Origin of the sequence: Enterococcus sp. AZ035 (genome assembly GCF_050548325.1) — a bacterium.
In the GTDB taxonomy this organism is placed as follows: Bacteria; Bacillota; Bacilli; order Lactobacillales; family Enterococcaceae; genus Enterococcus; species Enterococcus faecalis.
This window is the reverse complement of record NZ_CP172958.1, coordinates 1,346,213-1,372,319: the sequence shown is the minus strand read 5'-3', so window position 1 is coordinate 1,372,319 and position 26,107 is coordinate 1,346,213. Positions and strand designations below refer to the sequence as shown.

Sequence of the window (26,107 nt, the reverse complement as noted above, 5' to 3'; positions counted from 1 at the left end):
AATGAAACAAATGAGAGGAAGTTGGTTTATGAAAGCTGTTGTGATTAATCAGTACGGAAGTAAAGAGGTACTTGAAGAAGCAGAAGTAACACTGCCAGAATTATCGGAACATCAAGTGTTGGTAAAAGAATACGCGACATCAATTAATCCGATTGATTGGAAATTGCGTGAAGGATATTTAAAACAGATGTTTGATTGGTCCTTTCCGATTATTCTTGGTTGGGATGTCGCTGGTGTGATTACAGAGGTGGGGAGTCAAGTAACGGATTGGCAAGTTGGCGATAAAGTTTTTGCTCGTCCTGAAACTACTCGTTTTGGCACCTATGCAGAAGTAACGATTGTGGATGATCATTTATTAGCAAAAATCCCTGAAACAATTAGCTTTGAAGAAGCGGCTGCCGTTCCGTTGGCTGGTTTAACCGCTTGGCAAGCATTGTTTGATCATGGTCACCTTAAAGAAGGAGAAACTGTTTTAATTCATGCTGGTGCAGGTGGGGTCGGTACTTATGCGATTCAACTAGCAAAAGAAGCGGGCGCACATGTCATCACGACCGCTAGCGCAAAAAATCATGCCTTACTGAGAAAAATTGGTGCAGATGAAGTGATTGATTATCATACAACGAATTTTGCAGAGGTATTAGCTGATGTTGATTTGGTCTTTGATACAATGGGTGGTGAGGTTCAAAAAAATAGTTTTGACGTCTTAAAACCAAACACAGGTCGTCTTGTTTCAATTGTGGGCATTGAAGATAAACAATTGGCAGCCGAAAAAAATATTTCTGCTGAAAGTATTTGGCTTCAACCAAATGGAGAACAATTACAAAAAATTGCTGATTTGATGGCAGCTGGAAAAGTGAAATCAATTATTGGTGAAGTTTTCCCTTTTTCTAGACAAGGGATTTATGATGCACATGCACTCAGTGAAACGCACCATGCAGTTGGTAAAATAGTTGTTCAAATGGCAGAATAAAAAGAAGCTCAGACAGTGAATTATCTTAAAATAGAAAAAGTGAGCCTGGGACAAAAATCCAAAGAGATTTTTGTCCCAGGCTCAAAACCTGATAAACGGCGGGAACAGAACCAACTCCTTCGGAAATAAGCCGAAATTCTCCAAAAATTAAAGAGCAATTTTCGGAAATTTCTTCTTATTTCTCGGAGCTAAACGGTTCTGTCCCGACCTCACTTTTTTGTTAAGAGGACAGATGTGCCAACCAAGTTTGTGTTTCCTTAATTTCTTGATAAGTTAATTGATGACTTTGTGTCCAAACCTCTTGTACGGTTGCTCCATGATTCTGAAATAGTTGAATCACACGCATACTTTCAGGAAGTGGAACAATCGGGTCATGCTCTCCTAGAGATAATAAAACAGAAGTGTCGGTCAAGTCTGGTTGATTGGTCAATTCAACAGGAAACATGGGATGATAGAGGACAGCTTGATGGTAACTATCGGGATGAGTAAGCAATAATTGAATAGCGATATTGGCCCCATTTGAATAGCCAATAAAAATAATTTTATCCAATGAAAATTGATGCTCGTTAGCGGCTTGTTGAATAAACTTATGAAGCGCCTCGCCGCGTTTTTCTAGATCTTCTAAGTCATAATGACCTTCCGCTAGGCGCTTAAAATAACGATTCATTCCATTTTCTGAAACATCACCACGAATACTTAGCACAGTAGCTTGTTTATTTAGTTCTTGGGCAATTGGTAGGAGAGATGTTTCATCACCACCTGTACCGTGAAGTAGCACAAAGACAGGTGCTTCAGGATGTCCTTTTTTAAAAATTGAATGCATGTTTTTTCCTCCTTAGGCTCGTTTTGTATTGAACGGCTTGATAACACTCTCAATATACTCACGACGGTTTTCTAAAAATGGCGCAAGAGATAACTTTTCTCCTAATGTTTCGTAAGGTTCATCCCCCATAAATCCTGGTTCATCGGTGGCTAATTCGACTAAAATATGCCCAATACGAACATACAATGATTCAAAGTAATAACGATCGACATAGCCAGAGTTTTGTAAGCCTAAATGATCAAAGAGCGCTTGCCAAGTCCCAAGTGATTTACGATCCGCTAGGCGGAATGCAACGTGATGTACTTCACCATATCCTTGTTGCGCTTGTGAGCTAGTATCATCGTCTACCAAAACGACTTGGGCACCATTGCCACCTTGCCCAACTTCTAGTAAATAGCGATTGCCTTCTTGTGCCACTACGTGAAAGCCTAGAATTTCTTCAAAGACTTCTTTGAATTCATGAAAATAGGAAATAGCTATTTCGACAGGTCCTAAGCCATAAATCGCAAATTCTGTAGGGACAGGTCCTTTTTTCCAAGGGGTGCCCGCTGCAACACCCTGATTTAATTCATCAGAGATTAATTGATACGCTTGATCATCAAAATCCCAAAAGCGAAGGACCTTTTTCCCGAATTCTTCAGAAATACCTGTGTGTTTGACAGCAAATTCATTGAAGCGATTTTCATAATAAGTCAAAGCTGCATCTGAAGGAACCCGGAACCCTGTTCTTGAAATTGTATTGGTTCCTTTTAATCCTTTAGGGTTATTGGGAAAATCGAAAAAGGTCATGGTTGTACCTGGTGTACCCAAATCATCGGCAAAATAGGTGTGGTAAGTATAGATATCATCTTGATTCACTGTTTTTTTGACTAAACGCATCCCTAAAACGTCTGTAAAGAAGTGATAGTTTTTTTCTGCATCACTTGTCATAGCTGTAACGTGGTGGATTCCTAATAATTGATCTTCTTTTTTCATCATTATTTCCTCATTTCGTTTCATTTGTTATTTTTCGTAAAGTTTTTTGAAGAAGAGTTAATTCTTCAGAAGAGAGTTGTTCAAATGCTTCTGCAATTCGCTTTGCATGCATCGGGAAAATTTCTTCAATTAATGTTTTTCCAGCTTCTGTTAATTCAACGTAAGTAATGCGTCGGTCTTTTTCACTGGGGGTGCGCGTTACATAGCCTTTTTTATGTAATTGGTCAATAACATAAGTGGTGCTACTGCTAGCGATTAAAATTTTCTTCTTAATTTTTTGGATGGTCTGAGGACCTTTATGGAGTAACAGCTCTAATACTGAAAATTCTGTAATGTTTAAGTCATAACAAGTGACATCTTGCTTGGCAAGTTGCTCTAGTTGATGGCTGGTTCTTAATAAACCGATATAGGCTTTTAAAGCTTCTTGCTGTTGGGTCATTGTTTCACCTCTTTTTATTTCGAATTCGAGATAAATGTAACTTACTTTTGGTAAGTAATCAATTAATATGCTTAAAAAGACAGCCAGCAAAAAATGTGAATTTTTTCTGGCTGTCTTTTTTGTTTAATTTAGAAGATCGTTGGAACTAAGCCGCCATCGATTCTTAAGGCTTCGCCTGAGAATGAAGAAGAATCCGGGCTGGCCACAAAGGTAACAAAACGACCAATTTCTTCTGGTCGAATGAGCCGTTGGATTTGTGAACGAGAACGATGATTTTTCATGAAATCTTTTTCCCAATCCTCTTTGGGAATGTCTGAATCAGCGTACATATCTTCCAACATTTTTTCTACACCTTCGGTAAGGGTTGAGCCAGGCATAACCGTGTTAACGGTGACATGTGTGCCGACAGTTAAGTTGGATAAACTTTTAGCTAAGGAAAGATTCATCGTTTTTGTCATGCTATATTGGGGCATTTCGCCAGAAGGCATCACCGCTTCTTCGCTAGCGATGAAAATAATGCGACCAAAATCTTGTGCAAGCATTTTAGGTAGATAAGCTTTTGCTAATGCATTGCCTGACAACACATTCACAGTAAAAAATTTTTCCCAAGTGGCGTCATCGATGTCCCAGTATTCCATTGGCTCAAAAATCCCCATATTGTTCACTAAAATGTCGACTTTAGGGAATTTTTCAAGTAAAGTAGCTCGTTGACTTTCAATGGAAATATCGGCAGTCCCTGCTTGAGGATGAGTGTCTGGAAACATTGTTTGTATTTCTTCAACAACTTTGATTACTTCGGCTTCATTGCGCCCATTGATAATGACATCGGTCCCTTCACGAGCCATTTCAATCGCAATTGCTTTGCCAATTCCTTTGGTTGAACCAGTAATTAATGCTAATTTCTTCGTTAAGTGTAAATCCATTTAAATCCCTCCAACGTTTGTCTATCTCTAGTGTAGGTCTTTTTCTGGACTTTTAAAAGGAAAAAGTTTTTTCGGCCCGCGAGAAACAAGCCCCAATAATTACTTAACAGCTGAGTTTTCACTTTTTGGGCGTAAAACGAGTAATTATTGTCAGTAAAAAAGCGTCACTTTTTTGATAGAATAACTAGAGACGAAATTGGCAAAGACCAATTTTGTAAAATTGTACATAAAAAAGAAGAGTGGGAATGCTATGAAGAAACAATATTACTGGAATATACCCGATAACTTATTAAACTCGTTAAAACAGCGGAAAAAGTTATACAACTTTTATAAAAATGAACAAAATAAGGCAAGAGAATTAGTAGAGAATTGTCAGTCGGTTCTTTTTCCTGAATTAGTCGCTTCGCTGAATAAAATAGATGAGCGGATTAAATTATTGATATTCTATCAAAATTTAGAAGATTGTGAGCTTTCAGAAGAAGAAATTATTACTGTGATTGAGCGAGAATATTTTGTAACTTTTTACGAAACAATTGAAGAACCGACCACTGAAATTATTAGTAGTCATTCTATGTATTATTTATTGCAACAGCCGACTAAAGAAATGCTTTGGGATTTAGACTTTAGTAACATGTTAAAACAAGGTCAGTTAGTTGATTTAATGGATTATCAAAAATTGACCAAATATTATCAAAAGCTGCAGAATCAAGCTAAAAATTTGATTGAAAAATTAAATAAAGAAACATTTTACACATTCTATAGTCAACTTTTATTGATTGATTGCCAATGCAAATTATTAATAGAAGAGGCGCTTCTAAAAGAAGAATCATTGATGACGGTCGATGAATGCTCAACAGCCATTAAGCAAGAAATTCGAAAAATTCATTTTGAACAATTTAAATACCAACATTATTTATTTGAAGATTTATCTTTGCGGTACCAAGTTTAACGAAAGTGACAAAAAGAATGGTTGAATCTAACAAGAATGTTCGTTGTTTTCTGTTATATAAAAAGATATGATAGTTTCTGTAGAAAAAATAAAGGAGACGATTCATGAACGCAAATCGCTTAAAGTTATTGATGATGGGGTTAATGGTTCTTGACCATATTAGTTATTTTGTTCCGCCAGGATGGGCACTGATTTTTCATGTAATTACTCGTTGTGTCGGTGTGTTTTTTGGTTACATGGCTGTAGAAGGGTTCAACTATACACGGAATGTTTATCGTTACAATGGTCGTTTGTATATTTGGGCAGCAATCATGTTTGTTGGAAATACGCTGCTAAATCATTTAGTGAATAATCCAGCTGTCGCTGTTCACAACAATATTTTCTTCACCTTAGCCCTTGGTGTCAGTATGTTAATTGTGACAAAAGCGATGCTAGAAATGCCAAAAATCAGTTTAAAAATTGTTTTATTGATTAGTATATTAGCAATTTTAGGAATAGGAGCAATGTTTGCTGAAGGTGGCATTGTGATGTTACCTTTTATGTTGATTACGTATTTAGCCAGAAAGAGACTTGTCTTACGGAACTGTTTATATGGTGCATTAGCGCTCTTTTTCTTAGTTACAAGTTTTCAATGGTTGGGAGATTGGCCAACGACAATTGAAATGTTAGCTTATAATTCTGATTTTATGTTTATCACTGTGTTACCATTTATATTGCTTTACAATGGTGAGAGAGGGAGCAAAGCACCATTTTTCAAATATTTATTTTACGGATTCTATCCGCTTCATTTATGGCTGATTGCATTGATAGCCAATTACGTTCATTAAACCTTTTTATATTAAAAAAATAAAAATAGCGACTCACATTTTTGTGAGTCGCTATTTTTTTAGATGGGTAAGATACTGATTCCTAAAAGAAGAGTGACAAGTAGAAAAACAAAAAGCACAATTCGCTTATCATGAACCAGTAAGGCAATGTATTCTCGGATTAGAGCAGTTGGTAAAAAATATAAGGCAGTTGGCGCCCCGACACCTTCAGCTTTTAAGCCGACACGATGGGCATACATAGCTCCTCGTAAGACATGATAGTTATTTGTTGAAAAAATAACAGAGGGTTGTTTAGAATCAGACGGCATCTTTTGCCAATCTGCCTGAATTATTGCTTTAGAAAACAACATATTTTCATAAGTGGTTGTGGATTGGCCCTCCATCAAAATTGCTTCTGCAGGAATATTTTGTGAAAGCAAATATTTTTTCATTGCGAAAGCTTCGGCCACAGGTTCGTCAGGACCTTTACCACCGCTGACTACAAATTTAGCGGTGGGATTTTTTTCATAATATTCAATCCCTTTATCTAACCGACTCTTCAAAAGTGGAGGTACTTCCTCGCTACGAATTCCCGAACCTAAAACAATGATATAATCAACCGCTTTTTTTAAAGGAATCATTTGGTACATCCATGAATACAAGACGTAAGCAGCAAATAGAAAGGTCAGTAAAAGATCCATTAACAATAGAAAAAGTAAGAACAGAAAAAGCATATAAGGTATTTGCGCTGTGCCAACTGATAATAAATATAGAAAGGCTGGTAAAGCAATTAATAAGTTCAGCCCTAAGCCCGCCGACAATTTAGCCGTGACACTTTTGCCTTCTTTCGTTTGCATCGTACGTGAGTTAAAAATAAAGTAAAGGCAAATGCCGATAAACACAGCGGGAATTAATAGATAAGCAATGGCCAAGGTAATTAGGTCGCCATTCTTAAAATGTAAATAAATTTTGTCTAATCCGATAAATAGTAAGGTGACTAATGACAATAAGGTGCCGGAAGCCAGAGTGATACCGCCGAGGATACTGCGGTTATTAATTTTTAATATACCAAATCCTAGTAGGGCGATAAACAAAAAGAATAGTAGTAGTGCCATTTAATTCCTCCTAAAAATAAGTATCTAAAGTATAACATGCTTTAGGATCTGACATAAATAAACAGCTGTGCCGAAGCATAAGTTTTCCTTTCATTCTTAGAAAAGAAGTTTTTTCATGAAAAGTAAATTAGATAACAATTGTTTAGAGAAAGAAAAGCTTGATTTACTAAGCTTTTCCTTCTCTATAAAAAATATTAATGAGGACATAAAAATTAACAATTTGTATGCGTTTACATACTAAGGTAGATTTAAAGTGTAAAGAAGAAAAAATGAGGTGAGAAAATGATCACTGTTTCAATTGCAGGAGGTTCACAACCAGAGATTTTACAGCTAGTTAAAAAAGCACTAAAAGAAGCCGAGCAACCGTTGCAGTTTATTGTATTTGATACAAATGAAAATCTTGATACTGAAAATCTCTGGAAATATGTTCATTGCTCAGATGAGGCCGCGGTAGCACAGGAAGCTGTCAGTTTAGTTGCAACCGGTCAAGCACAAATTTTATTGAAAGGAATTATTCAGACCCACACATTACTAAAAGAAATGTTGAAAAGTGAGCATCAATTAAAAAATAAACCGATTCTTTCCCATGTAGCAATGGTGGAGCTGCCTGCAGGAAAAACCTTCTTGTTAACCGATTGTGCGATGAATATCGCTCCCACTCAAGCGACCCTCATTGAAATTGTTGAAAATGCTAAAGAAGTCGCCCAAAAATTGGGATTGCATCACCCGAAAATTGCTTTGTTAAGCGCAGCGGAAAATTTCAATCCTAAAATGCCTTCGTCTGTTTTAGCAAAAGAAGTCACGGCACATTTTAATGGTCAACAAGAGGCTACGGTTTTTGGGCCACTTTCGCTTGATTTAGCGACCTCTGAAGAAGCGGTTGCGCATAAACGTTACAGCGGTCCTATCATGGGGGATGCAGATATTTTAGTGGTCCCAACTATTGATGTTGGAAATTGTTTATACAAATCATTAACCTTGTTTGGGCACGCCAAAGTGGGAGGAACGATTGTTGGCACAAAAGTCCCAGTCGTTTTAACATCTAGAAGCGATTCAACAGAAAGCAAATTCCATTCATTAAGATTTGCCATGAGACAAGTTTAAAAAAAGGAGCAGAAAAAAATGGAAACAGTATTGGTTATTAATCCTGGCTCGACCTCCACGAAGTTAGCGCTTTTTGCTAATCATGATTGCTTGGCAGAAGAAACGCTTAGACATAGCGTCCAAGAATTGGCACCTTTTGAAAATGTTGTCAGTCAAACACCATTTCGAAAACAAATGATCGCGGAATTTTTAGAAACACATAACATCACACAATTAGCCGCTGTCGTGGGGCGTGGTGGTTTGCTTAAGCCTATTCCTGGCGGTACGTATCTTGTCGACCAACAAATGCTAGAAGACTTGCGGACAGAACGCTTTAATACCCATGCTTCAAATTTAGGGGCGATTTTAGCTAATGAGTTTGCAGAAAAATATCACGTGCCAGCCTTTATTGTCGATCCTGTTGTTGTAGATGAGCTACAGCCATTAGCCAGGATTTCTGGATTAAAAGGCATTCAGCGGCGTAGCGTTGGTCACGCCTTAAATCAAAAAGCGGTCGCTCGAAAAATCGCTGAGGATTTAGGGAAAACATATGAGCAAAGCAATTTTATCGTTGTTCATTTAGGTGGGGGCATTAGCTTGGGGGCGCATCAAAAAGGCCGCATGGTGGATGTGGTAAATGGGCTTGATGGTGAAGGTCCTTATACGCCAGAACGCAGTGGCGCCTTACCGCTCGTTGAATTTGCGCAATGGATACTTGAACAGGAGTTGACGATTAGCCAAGTGAAAAAGCTAATTGCGGGGAATAGCGGTCTTAAATCATACCTAGGTGAAACAGATTTACGGCATATCCAAGCACAAATAGCTGCAGGTGATCAAACAGCAAATTACTATTTAAAAGGAATGTGTTACCAAATCGCAAAAAGTATTGGCGAGATGGCCGTAGTTCTTGAAGGCACAATTGATGCAATTATTTTAACAGGGGGCGCAGCCTACTCGCAAACCGTTGTTCAAGAAATTAGTCAAAAAATCACTTGGATTGCACCAATTAAGGTTTACCCAGGTGAAATGGAGATGGCTGCTTTATATGAAGGCGTCAATCGAGTATTAACAGGGGAAGAACAAGCTTTAAATTATAGTGAAGCAAAAATTGAGCAGGAGTGATCAAAATGGCGGAACAAACAGATTTACTGATTTTAGGTGGCGGAACAGGAGGCTATGTAGCAGCAATTCGAGCTGCACAAAAAGGGCTAAACGTCACAATTGTTGAAAAATACAAATTAGGTGGCACTTGTTTGCACAAAGGCTGTATCCCTACAAAAGCTTTATTAAGAAGCGCAGAGGTTTTTGATACCTTAAAACAAGCGGCTTCTTTTGGGATTGAAACAGAGGCAGCGTCCATTGATTTTTCTAAAATACAACAACGGAAAGAAGGAATTATTGAGCAGTTACACAAAGGTGTTGAAGGCTTATGCAAAAAAAATAAAATCAAAATTTTAGCAGGCGAAGGTGCGATTTTAGGTCCCTCTATTTTTTCACCAGTCTCTGGCGCAGTGGCAGTTACGTTTAATGATCCAACACGGGAAGAAGAAATTATCGTTCCTAAAAATGTCATTATTGCGACAGGTTCTAGTCCTAAAACGTTACCTAATTTGCCACTGGATGAAGAATTTATCTTATCTTCTGATGGGATGCTTGAATTAGAAGAGCTACCAGAATCAATTGCAATTATTGGTGGTGGCGTTATTGGTGTCGAGTGGGCTTCTTTATTAAATAGTTTAGGTGTCACCGTAACTATCATTGAATTTTTGGATCGGTTACTTATAAATGAGAGTGCAACAATTTCTAAAGAATTAAAGAAACGTTTAGAGCAACGAGGAATTAACATTTTATTAGGTAGCAAAGTCCAAGAAGCGAAAGTTACCGGGCAGAAGGTTCAAATAGAAGTTGCAGGACAAGAAAGCCTCGCTGTTGACAAAGTCATGGTAGCAATTGGGCGTCAACCCAATATCAATAAGTTAGGGTTACAGAATACCTCAGTGAAATATACTGACAAAGGCATTGAAGTAAATGAATTTTATCAAACCACAGAAGGACATATTTATGCGATCGGTGATTGTATCGATACACTCCAACTAGCACATGTGGCTATGAAAGAAGGAGAGTTAGCTGTTCAGCATCTTTTAGGCGAGACAGTTGAACCTTTAAATTATACAAACGTGCCTCGAGGTGTTTATACAAATCCTGAAATAGCAAGTGTCGGCTATACTAGAGAAACTTTACCAGCAGATAAAGAAGTAGTGATTGGCACCTTCAATTTTAATGGTAATGGTAAATCACTTGTTTATGGAGAAACAGATGGCTTTATAGAAGTAATTCGTGACAAGAAGACCGATGATTTATTAGGGGTTTCTATGATTGGGCCACATGTCACGGATTTAATTGCCGAAGCAAGTACTGCCATGTATTTAGATGCCGCGCCCATTGAAATTGGTGAAGCAATCCATGCGCATCCAACAATGACAGAAGTATTGCAAGAAGCAGCCTTAGATACTTATGGCTTAGCGATTCACAAATAGAGAAAGGTTGATGAAAATGAAAACGCTTAAAAAATCGGGTTTATCAAAAGAAGAATTGATTCAGGCATATCGTCAAGTACTACGAGGACGTCGTTTAGACGAACGGTTGTGGCAATTAACAAGGATTGGTAAGACCTCTTTCAATATTTCTGGTCAAGGGGCAGAAGTTGCACAAGTAGCGATGGCGATGGCTTTTAATCCTCAAAAAGATTATTTTTTACCGTATTATCGTGATATGACCGCGTGCTTGGTTTGGGGCATGACCTCCAAAGATATTTTAATGGGTTCTTTTGGAAAAGAAGCGGATCCTTCTTCCCATGGTCGTCAAATGCCGAATCATTATGGTTCAAAAGAGCATAATATTGTTTCCTTCTCTTCAACAGTAAGTACACAAATGCCATTAGCAACAGGTGTTGGTTATGCAGCGCAACTTCAAAAAGCTGATTTTGTTGCATTGACCACCACTGGGGAAGGCTCTGCCAATCAAGGAGAAGTCCAAGAAGCTATGAACTTTGCAGGCGTAAAAAAATTACCAGTCATTTTTGTTGTTGAAAATAATGAATATGCGATTTCTGTCCCAATTGAAGAACAGTATGCCAATAAACGAATGGCCGATCGCGCGAAAGCTTATGGCTTTGAAGGTGTAACCGTTGATGGTAGTGATTTTACTGAAGTCTATCTAGCATTTAAAGAAGCAGTAAAAGCGGCTCGCGGGAAAAAAGGACCAAAATTGATTGAATTAATGGTTTCTCGCTTGACTTCTCATTCCGCTGACGATGATCAATCTGTTTATCGTTCAAAAGAAGAAATTGAAGAGATGAAAAAGAATGATGCAGTGAAGCTTTTTGAAAAACAATTATTAGAAGAGGGCTATTTAACAGACGAAGACATTGCCAAAATTGATGAAGAAATTCGTACAGAAATCAATCAAGCAACGGATGAAGCAGAAGCAATGCCAGATCCTGTACCGACATCAATTTTAGAAGAAGTGTATGCAAAATAAGAGAAGAGGAGAAGAAATATAATGGCTGAGATGACTTATTTAGAAGCAATTAACTTAGGAATTTCTGAAGAAATGGCTCGTGATGAAAAAGTAGTTATTTTTGGAGAAGATGTCGGCGGCGACAAAGGCGGCGTGTTCGGTGTAACAAAGGGCTTGGCTGCTAAATACGGTGACGAGCGTTGTTTTAATACACCGTTAACAGAAGGCTTAATTGGTGGTTTAGCTGTCGGCTTAGGTTTAATGGGCTATCGCGCAATTGGTGAATTTCAATTTGCGGATTACATTTTGCCTGCAACCAATCAATTGTTATCAGAGGCTCGGACAATGCGCTATAGAACAAAAGGCGATTGGACTGCGCCAATCGTTTATCGGACCCCTTATGGCGGCGGTGTTCGTGGTGGGCTGTATCATTCTCAGTCTACAGAAAAAGTTTTTTGTGGACAACCAGGATTAAGAGTGGTGACCCCCTCTAATCCTTATGATGCAAAAGGGATGATTAAAGCAGCGATTCGTTCCGATGATCCAGTCATTTTTTACGAACATAAGCGTTTATATCGTTTACTAAAAGATGAAGTGCCTGCAGATGATTATATCGTACCAATTGACAAAGCCAATGTCGTTAGAACGGGTAGTGATTTAACCGTGATTAGTTACGGCATGACCTTGCAATTAGCTTTAGCTGCGGCGGAAAAACTAGCCGCTGAAGGAATTGATGCCGAAATCGTCGATGTTCGCTCATTATATCCTTTAGATCGCGAAACATTAGTAGCTGCAGCTAAGAAAACAGGGAAGGTTTTACTCGTAACAGAAGACAATAAAGAAGGCAGCGTGATGAGTGAAATTGCGGCAATGATTTCAGAAGATGGTCTCTTTGATTTAGATGCACCGATTCAACGACTTGCAGGACCTGATTGTCCAAGCATGCCTTATGCATTACCTTTAGAAAGAGAATTTTTAATCAATGAAGAGCAAGTATTAGCAGCAATGAAAGAATTAGCAGAATTTTAATTGAAGCAAGGAGGAAAAAATAAATGGCCACAAAAGAAATCAAAATGCCTCATCTAGGCGAAAGTGTCACAGAGGCAGCCATTGTCCAATGGTTAGTTAAACCAGGAGATTCAGTGAAACGTTATGATCCCTTAATGGAAGTCGTTTCTGATAAAGTCACCACGGAAGTCCCATCAGATTTTGATGGTGTAGTAAAAGAATTTCTGATTTCTCTAGATACAGATGTGCCCATCGGAACAGCGGTGATGACGTTAGAGACAGAAGAAACAACCGAAAAAACAGAAGAAGCTACTTTAGCACCAGTGAAAGAAGCAAGTGCGGAACAAGCACAAGAACATGAAACGGTTGAAACAACAAGCACTGCGACGTCCCATCAAAAAAATAATGGTCGTTATTCCCCAGCAGTCCTTAAAATTGCCCAAGAAAAAAAGATTGATTTAACACAAGTTACAGGGACAGGTCGTGATGGTCGAATTACTAGAAAAGATGTTACAAACTTTACACCAACACAGGCAAGAACGCCTGAGAAAACAGTGAGTCCAGGAACTAGCCCTTCAATTTCAGAGGAGCCAGTTGCTTCGCAAAATGAAAGCGCCGCAACAGCTAGTCCAACTGAAACAACCACAGATAAAATTGTCTCTGCAGATCCTGTACGTAAAGCAATTGCTAAAAAAATGGTCCAAAGTGTCAACGAAATCCCTCACGCTTGGTTAATGGTGGAAGCGGATGTGACCAACTTAGTCCAACTTAGAAATTCATTAAAAGATGAATTTAAACAACAAGAAGGCCTGTCTCTAAGCTTCTTCCCATTTTTTGCCAAAGCAGTCATTCAAGCGTTAAAGAAAAATCCAAAAATCAATACATCTTGGGATGATGGCTCAATTATTTATCATAAAGATGTTAATTTATCCATAGCTGTAACGACAGACGAGCATCTTTACGTGCCAGTGATTCAACAAGCGGATAACTATTCGATTGCAGGGCTAGCTAAAGAAATCAATCGCTTGGCACAAGAAGTCCGACAAGGAACGCTAGCAAGCAAAGAAATGCAAGGAGGGACCTTTACTCTTAATAATACTGGAACACTAGGTTCCGTCCAATCGATGGGAATTATTAACCATCCACAAGCTGCGATATTACAAGTAGAGTCAATTAATAAACGCCTTGTGCCAACCGCAGATGGAGGCTTTAAAGTGGCAGATATGGTTAATTTATGTCTTTCTATTGATCATCGAATTTTAGATGGACAACAAGCAGGTAAGTTCTTGCGAGATGTTAAAGATAATTTAGCGAAATATAATGCGGATACGGATGTATATTAAAAATCGTTCCTTGCTTTAGTTAAATAAAAAGCGCCTCAAAGAAATAAGCGCTCTTCTTTGAGGCCGCTCTTTATCTAATAGAAAGTTCAATCATTCTCAAACTTGTTCTAAAAAAACAAAAATAATCAATAGGAGTGTTGAAAATGCCCACTGATAAACTGGATGCTCAATTAACCCCAAGAATATTTTTTAACAAAGTGTTAGCTGGAACAGCTTCCGGCACCATTATCGCCTTAATTCCCAATGCTGTATTAGGAGCCATTTTAAAATATTTTGCAGAATACAAGATTATCGAAATGATTATTCATGCGGCGCAAATTTTCCAACTAGCCACCCCTTTAATTATTGGTGGACTGATTGCTTTTCAATTTGGCTTAACGCCACAAAAAATGATGATTGCTGGCGGTGCAGCATTTGCTGGCTCTGGCGTGATTAAATTTAATTCAGAAGTGAAAGGCTTTATTGGTGCAGGCACTGGTGACATCATTAATATTATGATTACCGCTTCTGTTGCAGTCTTACTTTTATTAGTCATCGATAAAAAATTCGGTTCAGTGGAAATCATTGCTTTACCGATCGTTGTTGGAGTAGGTGCAGGCTTGTTTGGCATGTTGATTTACCCATATGTGACACAGATCACGGTCGCCATTGGTAAAGTGATTAACAATTTTACTGATTTCCAGCCAATTATCATGAGTATTTTAATTGCTTGTTCATTTGCTGCACTGATTATTTCACCAATCACTACTGTGGCAATCGGTTTGGCGATTCAGTTGAATGGCTTGTCTGCAGGTGCTGCTGCAATGGGAATTGCAGCTACAACTGTTGTTCTTGTGATTAATTCTTGGAATGTCAACCAATCAGGAGTGACACTGGCTGTCTCTTTGGGCGGCATGAAAATGATGATGCCTAACTTATTTAAATACCCAATTATTTTAATTCCTTGTTTATTTACAGCGACTATTTCAGCAATTCCTGTGGTTCTATTCAACATTTCAGGAACCCCACAATCGGCTGGATTTGGCTTGGTTGGACTCGTGGGGCCACTTGCTTCGTTGGATGCGGGCTTAGGGATCTTACCCTTACTCTTTTCTTGGTTTGTTGTTCCAATTGTTGCGGGTTTATTCTCAAAATTCTTATTTGAAAAAGTGTTGAAACTTTATGATAGTAAAGTCGTCTTTGCTTATCAAGGCTAGATTATCCATTAATTTTCTTTAATGATTTGGATAAAATCTCTAACATCTTCTGTCATACTAAAATCGCGGCGCAAAGCAATGCCGATGGGGAAATAGTCAAACTTATCTTTTAAAGGAATCCATTTCAGTCCCTGACTTTTTCCCACTTCATAATATTCAATCGGCAGCAAACAAATCGAATTATTTTTTTGTAAACTATAAAGAAGTACTTGTAAATCATCGTTATGCAAAATGATATTCGGCTCATAACCGAAGCTCCGAGTCCGATCTAGTAGTAGGCGACCAATCATAAAATTATCACTTAACGATGAAAATCGTTGATCTTTCAAATCTTTAAAAGTTAATTTTTCATATTGGGAGAGAGGATTTGATTCTGGTACTACGACATAAACATGGTAGCCTTTGGTAGTCGTTTCTAAAGGTTCAATATGAATAATTTCAGGTAAGGTATTTGGGAAAGAAATTAGTCCCATATCAATTTCTTTATTTGCTAACATCGTTTGTAATTTTGGCGAGCCATCTTGCTGTAATATTAAATTCACATGTGGATGGGTTGTTAAAAATCGTGAAATTTCTTTCATAAATTGTACAGCAAATAAAGTAGTTAAGCCTAAATGCAATTGCTTTTTAACTGGTTTCTGGTTCATTTCACGAATATCTGTTACCAATTGATCGAATTGAAAAACAACTTCTTGGCCATGTTCATATAAATAAACACCTGTATCGGTTAATTGAAACGGTTGATCAGAATGATCAAACAACGCTGTGCCTAACTCAGATTCCATTTTTTTCAATGCTAAAGAAAGTGTTGGTTGGGTGACAAATAAATTGCGAGCGGCCGCCGATAAACTGCGGGTATTAACAATTTCAATGAAGTACTTTAAAAGCTGAATATTCATCAGAAACTCCCTTCCTTTTTAAAAGCGCTTACATAAATGCGCTTGGATAAAAAATAACAAATAGATCACTTATAATATAACATATGTTTTGCCTTTTTATTGCTATAAAAGTAAGAGATAGAGATTTTCTTAGCAGATTTTTACCTAAAAATAAAAAATTGAACGGAGGAAAAGAAATGAAGATTATTATCGCAGGTGCTGGCGCTATGGGCAGTCGCTTTGGACTAATGTTACATCAAGCAGGAAATGACGTTATTTTTGTTGATGGTTGGCCAGAACATATTGAAGCAATAAGAAAAAACGGGTTAGTTGCTGATTTTAATGGCGAAGTGATGACCGCTAAAATTCCTATTTATCCTCAGACAGAAGTAGCAAGCATCGATTTTACAGCAGACTTAGTTATCCTATTTACAAAAGCAATGCAACTGGCAGGAATGCTTGAAGCATTAGAACATTTCCTTAATAAAAATACGAAAGTTTTATGCTTGTTAAATGGAATTGGGCACGAAGATATTATCAAAAAATACGTGCCATACGAAAATATTTTATTAGGAAACACAATGTGGACCGCTGGGTTAGAAGGACCTGGCAAAGTAAAATTATTTGGCAATGGTTCGATTGATTTACAAAATTTAGGAGCGCAAAGTGAACAAGCAGCAGAAGCAGTCATTAAGGTATTAAATAACGCTGGCTTAAATGCACGTTATTCTGAGAATATTTTATCATCCATTTATAAGAAGGCCTGTGTGAATGGAACAATGAATGGTTTATGTACTTTGTTGGATTGTAATATGGCAGACTTTGGCGAAACAGAGCAAGCAGATCAAATTGTTCAACAAATAGTTAATGAATTTTTAGCAGTCGCTGAAGTGGAACAAGTTACGTTAGATAAACAAGCAGTTCTTCAACAAATCCGCTCGTGTTATAATCGAGAAACAATTGGTTTGCACCATCCATCGATGTATCAGGACTTAATAACCAATCATCGTTTAACCGAAATTGATTATATCAATGGAGCAATTGTTCGCAAAGGGAAAGTCTATGGGATTGCTACACCGTACTGTCAGTTTTTAACAGAGTTAATTCATTGTAAAGAAAATTTACTTCATGCTAAATAACAAGTAAAAACAGAAATATTCTTGAGTCGGTCTTGAGAAGAGCTTGACCTACTTCTTTCTATACTTTGCCAGTGTACAAGGCTGAGACAAAATCCAAAGTGAGTTTGGCTCAGCTTTTTTGTTTTTTAAAGAACACTACAGAAAATAAATCAAATCCGTGAAAAATATGTTAAACTAGAGAAGGTGTTTTTTCGCAAGAATCTACGCGGAACACAGGACTCGTTGAAGAATTGAATCAAAGAAACAATGTGTTAAAGAAGGGATTTGAACAGATTATGACCATTCAATGGTTTCCCGGCCATATGGCCAAAGCAAGAAGAGAAGTTTCTGAAAAAATCAAATATGTCGATATTGTATTTGAACTAGTTGATGCGCGGTTACCGCTTTCTTCCCGTAACCCAATGATGGACCAAATTGTCCAACAAAAACCACGATTAGTCCTTTTAAATAAAGGGGACTTAGCAGATAACGACCAAAATAAAAAATGGCAACATTACTTTCAAAAGAAAGGATACCAAACCCTAGTCATCAATGCCCAACAAAATAAAGGAATCAATAAAATTGTGCCAGCAGCCAAGGAAGCGTTAAAAGAAAAATTGGCTCGTGAACAGGCGAAAGGCTTGAAACCGCGTGCGATTCGCGCCATGTGTATTGGGATTCCCAACGTTGGTAAGTCAACCTTAATGAATCGTTTAGTCGGAAAAAAAATTGCGCAAACTGGGAACAAGCCAGGCGTGACAAAAGGACAACAATGGTTACGCTCTGGTTCCCAATTGGAATTACTGGATACACCAGGGATTCTCTGGCCAAAATTTGAAGATGAAGAAATTGGAAAAAAATTAGCTTTAACTGGCGCTATAAAAGATCAATTATTGCATCTAGATGATTTGGCGATTTATGGATTAGAATTTTTTGCACGTTTTTATCCGCAACGTTTGACGGAACGATATGGTTTAACAGAGGAAGAGCTATTTTTACCTGCCCCAGAACAATTGATGTTAATTAGCCAAAAACGTGGTTTTAGAGATGATTATAATCGAGCCAGCGAAATGATTATTTTAGAAATTCGCAGTGGAAAATTAGGTACGTATACTTTGGACCGCTGGGAAGAACTAGGAGACGAATAACATGGCAAAAGAGTCGATTCAGGCAATCAAAGAAGCGTTGTTAACTGTCACTGATGCAACCGATGAACGATTAGCAAGCTGGCGAGAAGATGAACGTTCAGGAGTGCAACAAGCGATCAAACAATGGGAACGTCGCCAGTTAGCCAAAGAAAAAGAGTGGCAACTTTTTAAAGAAATGAGTCAATTTGAGGAAGCGGCCTATAAAAAAGGCCATCGTTTAATTGCAGGAATTGATGAAGTAGGCCGCGGACCATTAGCTGGCCCTGTTGTGACAGCTGCAGTTATTTTACCGAAAGATTGTCAATTATTAGGCTTAAATGATTCAAAAAAACTATCTGCTAAAAAACGGGAAACGTTATATAACCAGATTCAAGAACAGGCTGTCGCTATCGGGTTAGGTATCGCTGATCAAGGAGTCATTGATCAAATTAATATTTATCAAGCAACTAAACAAGCGATGAAAATGGCAATTGACGATTTAGCTTTTGCACCAGATTATTTATTAATTGATGCAATGCAGTTAGACGTTCCCCAACCACAAGAAAGTTTGATTAAAGGGGATGCACGCTCCATTTCGATTGCAGCAGCCAGTATTATTGCAAAAGTAACAAGAGATCGATTAATGGAAGAATATGATGAATTATATCCTGGATATGGATTTAAAAACAATGCAGGCTATGGAACAAAAGAACATCTTCTCGGGTTAGAAAAATACGGTGTAACACCCATTCATCGACGTACGTTTGCGCCAATAAAAGATATGATTTAAAAATAAAACACTTTTTTTACGTATTCTTATTTTAAGAAGATGTGAAAGAGGTGTTTTTTGTTGGAAATTTTACAACGACAATTATTATTTAAATTAGCGGTATGCCAAGGAATTGGCAATTTAGGTATCTTAAAAGTGTTACAAGAAGCTATCGCACAAAAGCGTGTTGATTTTTCCAGTACAGAAATTATTAGAATTGCTGAAATCAAGAAATATCGTGAATTATTTGAACAATCTTGGTTACACCATACGATTCATAGTGAAGCGTTATATATACGACAATGCCAACACCAATTTATGACAATTTTAGATGCCGTCTATCCTAAATTATTACGAGAAATTTATAATCCACCAGCAATTCTTTTTTATAGAGGAAATTTACAATTGTTAAGTAGAAGGAAAATTGGCATCGTCGGCGCTCGCTATGCCACTTCGTATGGGTTAAGAGTGACTGAAGCTCTGGTTCCTAAAATAGTCAAAGAAGGATTCACAATCGTCAGTGGTCTTGCCAAAGGCATTGATAGTCGTAGCCATGAGATGGCCATCCAGAACGGGGGTCAGACAATTGGAATTTTAGGCACTGGATTAGATGTATATTATCCGTATGAAAAGAAAGAATTACAGCAAACTATGAAGCAGAATCAGCTTGTTTTAACAGAATATGTGAATGGGAGTGGGCCGAAAAAATATCATTTTCCTGCACGTAATCGCATTATTGCTGGATTATCTTTAGGGGTCTGCGTGATGGAAGCTCGTAAGAATAGTGGATCTTTAATTACTGCACAAGCGGCGATGGATTACGGGCGCGAGGTATTTGCCGTACCGGGAAGTATTTTCCAGTCTTTTTCAACAGGCTGCCATGAATTAATTCAGGACGGCGCTAAATGTGTTCAGACAATTGATGATATTTGTGAAGAATTGTGACTTTTACTAATTGTGAATTGACAACCTACGTTCACTTCGGTACTATTTAATCAGATTTTAATCTTTTGGTTGGTAGTTAGGAGTGTCTAAATGGAAACGGTTGTTAGAAAAAGATGGTTGTTTGGTATGCAGCTACTGGGCTTTTTGATTTTGGATCAAATTCCTTTGATGATGGTCTCAGTTGTTCAATTTTCTACAGAAAATTTTTGGTTTCGCTTTGTTAGTGGATTAGTGGCTGTTGGACTTGGTGCCTATTTCGTCTATCTATTTGTTGCTTTTTTGAAAAAGAAAAAGCTCATAACTTGGACTTTTTTAGGAATCAAAGAAACCTTGCCAGTGGTCTTGTTAGGTTTGGTGATAATCTTTTGTGTGGGAATATTTGGTGATTTCTTATTACGTCTGGAAGGATTAGAGACGACCTCTAACCAACAAAGTGTTGAAGAAATTGTTCAAGCCATTCCTAAAGGGCTTATACTTATTTTTGCAGGTATGATTGGGCCAATTTTCGAAGAGGGAATTTTTCGTGTCGGGATTCAAGCGTTTTTCAAGCCAGCTTCAAAAATAGGCATACTCGTTTCTTCTATTTTATTTGCACTTGTGCACACGCCGACAGATATAGGTAGTTTTGTTATTTATTGGGGCATGGGTTTAGCTTTAAGTTGGGTCTATCTACGCACGGGTCGCTTTGAAGCTGCTGTCTTGACTCATTTTGTTTGGAATGTTATAGGTATTTTAATGCTTTAGGATAAAATCTATAAATCATAGGCATTTTTTATTTATAAATTCGGACAGTCAAACAGAAATGACAGAAATGTTAGAAAGCCTAGTCTTGACAAACCTATTCTATATAGCATATGATGTATTACGATTTGTGCGTTTTTTACATATATTATATAGTAGGAAAGCGAACGCGAAAGGAGCTAATTGAATGGCCTATAAGTATCTCGTGATTGTAGAATCACCTGCCAAAGCCAAAACAATTGAAAAATATCTAGGAAGAAACTACAAGGTGGTTGCCAGTGTTGGTCACATTCGCGATTTACCAAAAAGTAAAATGGGGATTGATATTGAAAATAATTATGAACCTCATTATATTTCGATTCGCGGAAAAGGCGATGTCATCAAAAGTTTAAAAGCGGCTGCAAAAAAAGCTGAAAAAGTCTATCTCGCAGCCGATCCGGACCGAGAAGGTGAAGCAATTGCTTGGCATTTAGCTTATCTTCTTGGCCTTGATTTAAAAGATAAAAACCGTGTGGTATTCAATGAGATCACTAAAGAAGCGGTAAAAGCGGCATTTAAAGAACCTAGAACCATCAACGTTGATTTAGTTGATGCACAACAAGCACGGCGCATTTTAGACCGTTTAGTTGGATATTCGATTAGTCCTATTTTATGGCGTAAAGTCAAAAAAGGTTTGAGTGCTGGTCGTGTGCAATCTGTTGCTTTAAAAATGATTATTGATCGAGAAAATGAAATTCGAGAATTTAAACCTGAAGAATATTGGAGCATTGATGGGAATTTCCAAAAAGGTCGCAAGAAATTCAAAGCAAATTTCTGGGGCGTAGATGGTAAAAAGAAAAAATTACCAAATGCAGAAGCGGTGAAAGAAATCACTTCTCGGATTGACGGTAAAGATTACGATGTTACAAAAGTTGAGAAAAAAGAACGGAAACGTAATCCTGCATTACCTTTTACAACCAGTAGTTTACAACAAGAAGCGGCACGTAAATTAAATTTCCGTACCCGTAAAACCATGATGGTTGCGCAACAATTGTATGAGGGAATTGCTTTAGGGAAACAAGGCACTGTGGGGCTGATTACCTACATGCGTACAGACTCAACCAGAATTGCTGATTCCGCCAAAGCAGAAGCTGCTGAATTCATTGAAAAGACCTACGGAGATGAGTTCTCAGCACATGGCGGCCGCAAAGCAAAAAATACGCAAGGTGCACAAGATGCCCATGAAGCGGTTCGTCCGTCAAGCGTTTTAAGAACACCCGATGAAATGAAGAAGTATTTAGATAAAGATCAATTAAAATTATATACTCTTATTTGGTCGCGCTTTGTAGCTAGTCAAATGACACCAGCGATTTTAGATACCATGAAGGTCACGCTTCAACAAAACGGCGTAACGTTTATTGCCAATGGCTCCAAAGTGAAATTTAAAGGGTTTATGCAAGTATATGTTGAAGGACGCGATGATGGTAAAGAAGACAAGGAAAATATTTTACCTGAATTAGTGGAAGGTGACGTTGTTAAATCGGTCGATATCGAACCGAAACAACACTTTACTCAACCACCGGCTCGTTTTAGTGAAGCCACGTTAATCCGGACTTTAGAAGAAAATGGTGTGGGCCGACCATCAACGTATGCGCCAACATTAGAAACCATTCAACGGCGTTATTACGTGAAGCTAACCAATAAACGGTTTGAACCAACGGAATTAGGTGAAATTGTGAATTCTCTAGTTTCAGAGTTTTTCCCACAAATTGTCGATACACATTTTACAGCGACAATGGAAACGGACCTAGATAAAGTCGGTGAAGGCCAAGAAAAATGGGTTGAAGTTGTCGATCGCTTCTACAAGCCCTTCGAAAAAGAATTAACAAATGCCGAAGAAAAGATTGAAAAAATCCAAATTAAAGATGAACCAGCAGGCTTTGACTGCGAACTATGTGGACATCCAATGGTGATTAAACTGGGTCGCTACGGAAAATTTTATGCATGTAGTAATTTCCCAGATTGTCGGAATACAAAAGCGATCGTTAAAGAAATTGGCGTGACGTGTCCTGTGTGTCACGAAGGACAAGTTATCGAACGCAAATCAAAGAAAAATCGGATTTTCTATGGCTGTAGTCGGTACCCAGAGTGTGACTTCACTTCTTGGGACAAACCAGTAGGCCGACCATGTCCAAAATGTGGGCAATATTTAGTAGAGAAAAAAGTTAAAGGCGGCAAACAAGTCGTTTGTATCAATGGCGATTATGAAGAAAACGTCCAAAAATAAGAAAAATTGAGACCGAAGAATTTACTTCGGTCTTCTCTTTTAGTAAAATGAATTGAGTTTGTAAGAGACAGCTCTTAACTTCTTGACATAGAAAGGAAATTTTATACATGACAAAAAAAGTCACAATTATTGGTGCCGGTTTAGCCGGAAGTGAAGCGGCATGGCAAGTGGCCAATGCTGGGGTACCAGTTGATTTATATGAAATGCGCCCTGTCAAAAAGACACCAGCGCATCAAACAGAAAATTTTGCAGAGTTAGTTTGTTCTAATTCATTACGTGGAAATAGTTTAACCAATGCGGTAGGTGTTTTGAAAGAAGAAATGCGCCGTTTAAATTCAATCATTATTGGTAGTGCAGATCAAACCGCTGTACCAGCTGGTGGCGCCTTAGCAGTTGACCGTGATTCTTTTTCTGAAACAATCACTGAAAAAATTAAAAGTCATCCATTAATTACAATCAAAAATGAAGAGATCACCGATATTCCGGAAGGGATTGTAATTATTGCAACGGGGCCCTTAACCTCTGAAAGCTTATCTCAAAAAATTCAAGAATTTAATGGTTCTGAAGGCTTTTATTTTTACGATGCAGCAGCACCAATTATTGATAAATCAACAATTGACATGGATAAAGTTTATTTAAAATCTCGTTATAACAAGGGAGAAGCGGCTTACTTAAACTGTCCGATGACTGAAGAAGAGTTCAATGCTTTTCATGAAGCACTAGTCAATGCAGAAGTGGTTCCTTTACGGACGTTTGAAAAAGAGAAGTTTTTCGAAGGCTGTATGCCCATCGAAGTAATGGCGCAACGTGGCATTAAAACCATGTTGTTTGGCCCAATGAAACCTGTCGGACTAGAAGACCCTAAAACAGGTAAACGCCCTTATGCTGTAATTCAATTACGTCAAGACAATGCTGCAGCTTCTTTATACAATATTGTTGGTTTCCAAACGCATTTAAAATGGGGTGAACAAAAACGAGTATTCCGTATGATTCCGGGATTAGAAAATGCTGAATTTGTTCGCTATGGCGTAATGCACCGTAATAGTTTTATGAATTCTCCAGAGTTGCTAAAACCAACCTACCAATCAAAAAAACGTGACGATCTGTTTTTTGCTGGACAAATGACTGGTGTTGAAGGATATGTTGAAAGCGCGGCAAGTGGTTTACTCGCAGGTATTAACGCAGCTCGTCTTGCCAAAGGGGAAGAGCCGATTGAATTCCCTCGCGAAACGACTTTAGGAAGTATGGCTTATTATATTACACATGCAGAAGGCAAACATTTCCAACCAATGAATGCAAACTTTGGGCTTTTCCCAGAGTTACCTGAACGAATTCGTGACAAAAAAGAACGCTATGAAGCAATTGCTAATCGGGCCTTAGATGTCCAAGCTCAAGTTATCCAATCTTTAGACTAAATTAGAAAAAATATGAGAAAAGACCGAGCATCATTGCTAAGAAATGCGATGATACTCAGTCTTTTAATTTTTAGAAAAAAATAACAAAAGCTAAAGAATAGTTAAAATTGTGAACATATTTAGAAATATTGATTAAATTCTGACAACTTAATTGTCTTTTGAAAAAGGTTATGCTAAAGTTACTTTGTAATCGAATGAGGAGGGCTATCACATGGAAGAAAAGAATTGGCCTGAGTTATTTGCTCGTTATCTTATTGTCGAAAGAGGCTATTCAGAAAAAACAAAAAAAGCATATCAAGAAGATATACAACATTTTTTTTCGTTTTTAAAGACTTCAGGTAATGACAATTATTTGACTGTGGAACATTTGGATGTTCGGGCTTATTTGAGCGAATTGTACGATCAGGAATATAGCCGTAATTCGATTAGTCGAAAAATTGCCAGTTTGCGTTCTTTTTATCAATTCTTATTAAAAAATGAAGCAATCCAAGAAAATCCTTTTTCCTATGTTCATATGAAAAAGAAACAGTTACGGTTACCCCGTTTTTTTTATGAAAAAGAAATGGATGCATTATTTGAGAGCGCACAAGGGGAGCAACCGCTTGATTTGAGAAATCAAGCGTTGCTAGAAGTTCTGTATGGCACTGGTATTCGGGTCAGTGAATGTGCGAACTTAACGGTGGACGCAGTTGACTTTCAAGCTTCTGTTTTATTGGTTCATGGAAAAGGAAATAAAGATCGCTATGTGCCTTTTGGTTCATTTGCACAAGACGCCTTAAAGGATTACTTAGAGAATGGCCGCGCGCTATTAATGACAAAATATCAAAAAAAACATCCGTATGTCTTTGTTAATCATCATGGTGAACAAATCACGCCAACAGGGATTGAATATGTCTTAAACCAACTAATTAAAAAAAGTTCATTAAATGCGGAAATTCATCCCCACATGTTACGCCATACATTTGCGACACACTTATTAAATAATGGCGCCGATATGCGGACAGTTCAAGAATTATTAGGACATGCTAATTTATCCACAACTCAGATATATGCGCATGTGACAAAAGAAAGTTTACAAAAAAATTATCGAACGTTTCATCCTCGTGCATAATGGAGGTAAACGTCTAGGAGGAACAATAATGGTTGAATCACAATTTCACTCTACAACAATTTGTGCAGTCGAAAAAGATGGAAAATTTGCAATGGCTGGTGACGGCCAAGTAACAATGGGCGAATCTGTCGTTATGAAAGGTACGGCCAAAAAAGTGCGCCGTATTTACAATGATGAAGTCGTTGTCGGTTTTGCAGGAAGTGTGGCAGATGCCTTTACATTAGAAGAAAAGTTTGAAGGAAAATTAAATGAATACAACGGAAACTTAACGAGAGCTGCGGTTGAGTTAGCCCAAGAGTGGCGTACACAACAGTCTATGCAAAAATTAGAAGCTATGCTGATTGTGATGAATAAGGAAGAAATGCTCTTAGTTTCAGGAACTGGGGAAGTCATCACACCAGACGATGGTATTTTAGCAATTGGTTCAGGCGGTAATTTTGCTTTGTCCGCTGCAAGAGCCATGAAAAACTTTGGCGATAAAGAAATGCCAGCGAAAGAGATTGCTAAAAATGCCTTAAATATTGCTGCAGATATCTGTGTATTTACGAATCATAATATCATTGTAGAAGAATTATAAGCGAGGGAAAA

General features: G+C 37.8%; 24 protein-coding genes and 2 pseudogenes. 20 read left to right on the top strand and 6 right to left on the bottom strand.

All coding sequences use genetic code 11. The annotated features are described in order from the left end of the window. The first annotated feature begins 1 nt into the window (after nucleotide 1). Entirely contained in the window at nucleotides 2–970 is a 969-nt protein-coding gene (locus tag IGL32_RS06600; protein WP_014525018.1) for an NADP-dependent oxidoreductase, read from the top strand. A 220-nt stretch (nucleotides 971–1,190) separates the two neighbouring features. On the opposite strand, the gene IGL32_RS06595 is transcribed toward IGL32_RS06600, so the two are convergent. The 4 genes from IGL32_RS06595 to IGL32_RS06580 all read right to left on the bottom strand — a co-directional run bounded on the left by IGL32_RS06595 (nucleotide 1,191) and on the right by IGL32_RS06580 (nucleotide 4,130). Beyond that, complete coding sequence (locus IGL32_RS06595) at nucleotides 1,191–1,793, bottom strand: alpha/beta hydrolase (protein WP_002361880.1); 603 nt, start codon at nucleotides 1,791–1,793, stop codon at nucleotides 1,191–1,193. Nucleotides 1,794–1,805: 12 nt separating this feature from the next. Further along, nucleotides 1,806–2,768 (bottom strand): ring-cleaving dioxygenase, encoded by a 963-nt coding sequence (locus IGL32_RS06590; protein ID WP_002381868.1) that lies wholly within the window; start codon nucleotides 2,766–2,768, stop codon nucleotides 1,806–1,808. A 10-nt stretch (nucleotides 2,769–2,778) separates the two neighbouring features. Next, nucleotides 2,779–3,207, bottom strand: coding sequence for a MarR family winged helix-turn-helix transcriptional regulator (locus IGL32_RS06585; RefSeq protein WP_156210028.1), 429 nt, complete (start codon nucleotides 3,205–3,207; stop codon nucleotides 2,779–2,781). 128 nt (nucleotides 3,208–3,335) lie between these two features. Beyond that, nucleotides 3,336–4,130 (bottom strand): SDR family NAD(P)-dependent oxidoreductase, encoded by a 795-nt coding sequence (locus IGL32_RS06580; RefSeq protein WP_002379479.1) that lies wholly within the window; start codon nucleotides 4,128–4,130, stop codon nucleotides 3,336–3,338. 196 nt (nucleotides 4,131–4,326) lie between these two features. Here IGL32_RS06580 and IGL32_RS06575 point away from each other — a divergent pair, with 196 nt between their 5' ends. Both IGL32_RS06575 and IGL32_RS06570 read left to right on the top strand, forming a co-directional pair. Further along, nucleotides 4,327–5,079, top strand: coding sequence for a DUF7006 family protein (locus tag IGL32_RS06575; protein ID WP_167591267.1), 753 nt, complete (start codon nucleotides 4,327–4,329; stop codon nucleotides 5,077–5,079). A 104-nt stretch (nucleotides 5,080–5,183) separates the two neighbouring features. Further along, entirely contained in the window at nucleotides 5,184–5,906 is a 723-nt protein-coding gene (locus IGL32_RS06570) for a TraX family protein (protein ID WP_002379477.1), read from the top strand. Between the two features lie 59 nt (nucleotides 5,907–5,965). Here the strand turns inward: IGL32_RS06570 and IGL32_RS06565 are convergent, their stop codons facing one another. Next, nucleotides 5,966–7,000: a YdcF family protein gene (locus IGL32_RS06565; protein ID WP_023895066.1), complete on the bottom strand. Its 1,035-nt coding sequence runs from the start codon at nucleotides 6,998–7,000 to the stop codon at nucleotides 5,966–5,968. A gap of 282 nt (nucleotides 7,001–7,282) precedes the next feature. On the opposite strand from IGL32_RS06565, the gene ptb reads away from it, so the two are divergent. The 8 genes and pseudogenes from ptb (at nucleotide 7,283) to IGL32_RS06525 (ending at nucleotide 15,149) form a co-directional block, all read left to right on the top strand. Next, entirely contained in the window at nucleotides 7,283–8,104 is an 822-nt protein-coding gene (ptb, locus tag IGL32_RS06560) for a branched-chain phosphotransacylase (protein WP_002357471.1), read from the top strand. 18 nt (nucleotides 8,105–8,122) lie between these two features. Then, a complete protein-coding gene (gene buk / locus IGL32_RS06555; RefSeq protein WP_002364005.1) occupies nucleotides 8,123–9,205 on the top strand; it encodes a butyrate kinase in 1,083 nt (360 codons plus the stop codon). A 5-nt stretch (nucleotides 9,206–9,210) separates the two neighbouring features. Beyond that, on the top strand, nucleotides 9,211–10,620 hold the full coding sequence (gene lpdA, locus IGL32_RS06550; RefSeq protein WP_033591475.1) for a dihydrolipoyl dehydrogenase: 1,410 nt from the start codon (nucleotides 9,211–9,213) through the stop codon (nucleotides 10,618–10,620). 10 nt (nucleotides 10,621–10,630) lie between these two features. Next, nucleotides 10,631–11,623 (top strand): thiamine pyrophosphate-dependent dehydrogenase E1 component subunit alpha, encoded by a 993-nt coding sequence (locus tag IGL32_RS06545; RefSeq protein ID WP_002379474.1) that lies wholly within the window; start codon nucleotides 10,631–10,633, stop codon nucleotides 11,621–11,623. A 21-nt stretch (nucleotides 11,624–11,644) separates the two neighbouring features. Beyond that, the gene (locus tag IGL32_RS06540; protein ID WP_156210030.1) at nucleotides 11,645–12,631 is read left to right on the top strand and encodes an alpha-ketoacid dehydrogenase subunit beta; all 987 of its coding nucleotides are present in this window, start codon (nucleotides 11,645–11,647) and stop codon (nucleotides 12,629–12,631) included. A gap of 23 nt (nucleotides 12,632–12,654) precedes the next feature. Continuing rightward, a pseudogene (locus IGL32_RS06535) lies at nucleotides 12,655–12,825 on the top strand (biotin/lipoyl-containing protein); the annotation flags it as partial. A gap of 192 nt (nucleotides 12,826–13,017) precedes the next feature. Beyond that, nucleotides 13,018–13,953: pseudogene (locus IGL32_RS06530) on the top strand (dihydrolipoamide acetyltransferase family protein); the annotation flags it as partial. Nucleotides 13,954–14,096: 143 nt separating this feature from the next. Continuing rightward, nucleotides 14,097–15,149, top strand: a complete 1,053-nt coding sequence (locus IGL32_RS06525; RefSeq protein WP_002384478.1) for a PTS sugar transporter subunit IIC — start codon at nucleotides 14,097–14,099, stop codon at nucleotides 15,147–15,149. Between the two features lie 8 nt (nucleotides 15,150–15,157). On the opposite strand, the gene IGL32_RS06520 is transcribed toward IGL32_RS06525, so the two are convergent. After that, complete coding sequence (locus tag IGL32_RS06520) at nucleotides 15,158–16,048, bottom strand: LysR family transcriptional regulator (protein WP_430600120.1); 891 nt, start codon at nucleotides 16,046–16,048, stop codon at nucleotides 15,158–15,160. A gap of 176 nt (nucleotides 16,049–16,224) precedes the next feature. Between IGL32_RS06520 and IGL32_RS06515 the strand changes: the two genes are divergently transcribed. From IGL32_RS06515 to hslV, 9 genes are all read left to right on the top strand, one after another. Further along, complete coding sequence (locus IGL32_RS06515; RefSeq protein ID WP_002371106.1) at nucleotides 16,225–17,166, top strand: 2-dehydropantoate 2-reductase; 942 nt, start codon at nucleotides 16,225–16,227, stop codon at nucleotides 17,164–17,166. A gap of 275 nt (nucleotides 17,167–17,441) precedes the next feature. Further along, nucleotides 17,442–18,293: a ribosome biogenesis GTPase YlqF gene (ylqF, locus tag IGL32_RS06510; RefSeq protein WP_002357480.1), complete on the top strand. Its 852-nt coding sequence runs from the start codon at nucleotides 17,442–17,444 to the stop codon at nucleotides 18,291–18,293. Nucleotide 18,294: 1 nt separating this feature from the next. Next, nucleotides 18,295–19,062, top strand: coding sequence for a ribonuclease HII (locus IGL32_RS06505; RefSeq protein ID WP_002357481.1), 768 nt, complete (start codon nucleotides 18,295–18,297; stop codon nucleotides 19,060–19,062). Nucleotides 19,063–19,122: 60 nt separating this feature from the next. Beyond that, nucleotides 19,123–19,986, top strand: coding sequence for a DNA-processing protein DprA (gene dprA, locus IGL32_RS06500; protein WP_002382350.1), 864 nt, complete (start codon nucleotides 19,123–19,125; stop codon nucleotides 19,984–19,986). A 90-nt stretch (nucleotides 19,987–20,076) separates the two neighbouring features. Further along, the gene (locus IGL32_RS06495) at nucleotides 20,077–20,730 is read left to right on the top strand and encodes a CPBP family intramembrane glutamic endopeptidase (protein WP_002361865.1); all 654 of its coding nucleotides are present in this window, start codon (nucleotides 20,077–20,079) and stop codon (nucleotides 20,728–20,730) included. Nucleotides 20,731–20,914: 184 nt separating this feature from the next. Continuing rightward, entirely contained in the window at nucleotides 20,915–22,993 is a 2,079-nt protein-coding gene (topA, locus tag IGL32_RS06490; RefSeq protein ID WP_002357484.1) for a type I DNA topoisomerase, read from the top strand. A gap of 107 nt (nucleotides 22,994–23,100) precedes the next feature. After that, complete coding sequence (gene trmFO, locus IGL32_RS06485) at nucleotides 23,101–24,408, top strand: FADH(2)-oxidizing methylenetetrahydrofolate--tRNA-(uracil(54)-C(5))-methyltransferase TrmFO (protein WP_002357486.1); 1,308 nt, start codon at nucleotides 23,101–23,103, stop codon at nucleotides 24,406–24,408. Nucleotides 24,409–24,619: 211 nt separating this feature from the next. Further along, nucleotides 24,620–25,519, top strand: coding sequence for a tyrosine recombinase XerC (gene xerC, locus IGL32_RS06480; protein WP_002357488.1), 900 nt, complete (start codon nucleotides 24,620–24,622; stop codon nucleotides 25,517–25,519). A gap of 28 nt (nucleotides 25,520–25,547) precedes the next feature. After that, the gene (gene hslV / locus IGL32_RS06475; protein ID WP_002357489.1) at nucleotides 25,548–26,096 is read left to right on the top strand and encodes an HslVU peptidase proteolytic subunit; all 549 of its coding nucleotides are present in this window, start codon (nucleotides 25,548–25,550) and stop codon (nucleotides 26,094–26,096) included. The last annotated feature ends 11 nt before the right edge of the window (nucleotides 26,097–26,107 follow it).